Source organism: Allokutzneria sp. NRRL B-24872 (assembly GCF_002155965.1).
In the GTDB taxonomy this organism is placed as follows: Bacteria; Actinomycetota; Actinomycetes; order Mycobacteriales; family Pseudonocardiaceae; genus Allokutzneria.
In genome coordinates this window covers 1-770 of sequence record NZ_MUMH01000303.1, presented here as the reverse complement: position 1 = coordinate 770, position 770 = coordinate 1, and the positions used below count along the sequence as shown (strand labels likewise).

The following is a 770-nucleotide window of genomic DNA, read 5'->3' as shown; positions in this document are numbered from 1 at the left end:
CGCAACACGTAGCCAAAACGCTCGGAGACGGCGTGGGCGGAGTGCGGCTAGTCGGGGAGGACCACCGAGACGATGCCTGCGAGGTGGGCCAGGCGGGCGACCTCGGCGGCGCGGAACATGGGGCCCCCGGGGCGGCCGACGAGGAGCACGCGGTCGGGGTTGCCGAGGGGCGTCGCGGCGAGTTCGGTGCCGAGTTCGCGCCAGGTCTCGGGAACCCAGGCCTCCTCGCCGTCGAGGATGCGGGCCTTCGTCAACGGCATCCAGGGCAGCTCGACCGCGCGCGTCTCCGGGGCCGCCGTGGAGGCCGCCAGCCGCTCCAGCCCGCCCGGCGTGCGGCGGGCCACCACGGCCCAACCAGCGCGGATGATCTTGGGAACGCCCTCGGTGAACACCTCGACGCCCTTGGCCGGCTCGGCCGCCACCTCCTCGACGAGCTCCAGCTCGCGGTGGGTGTCGAGCACGCCGGCGTAAGGCCGGACCGCGTCCACCTCGACGCCCTCGACGGACTCCGCCGCGGTGATCAGCACGTCCGGCAGGCGGCCGGAGGGCAGCTCCACCACCAGGTCGTCGACGGCCACGCCGGGGGAGCGCTCCACCACGTCCACGCTGAGGATGTCCGNNCCTGAGCTGCAAGGGTCGGCGTCCGCGCGCCGCTGTCGGCCGCCGATTGTGGCAGAACACCCGGCGGGCGCCACCGTCAACGGCCACAGTTCTCCGGACGGAAGCACGTTCTTAACGTCCCCAGTTCTACCAGTGCCCCCCGACAACCC

The 770-nt window shown here is 73.3% G+C and carries 1 pseudogene; it reads right to left on the bottom strand.

The window, feature by feature from the left end:
- Positions 1–47: 47 nt before the first annotated feature.
- A pseudogene (locus CCN37_RS37615) lies at positions 48–617 on the bottom strand (amino acid-binding protein); the annotation flags it as partial.
- Between the last annotated feature and the right edge of the window lie 153 nt (positions 618–770).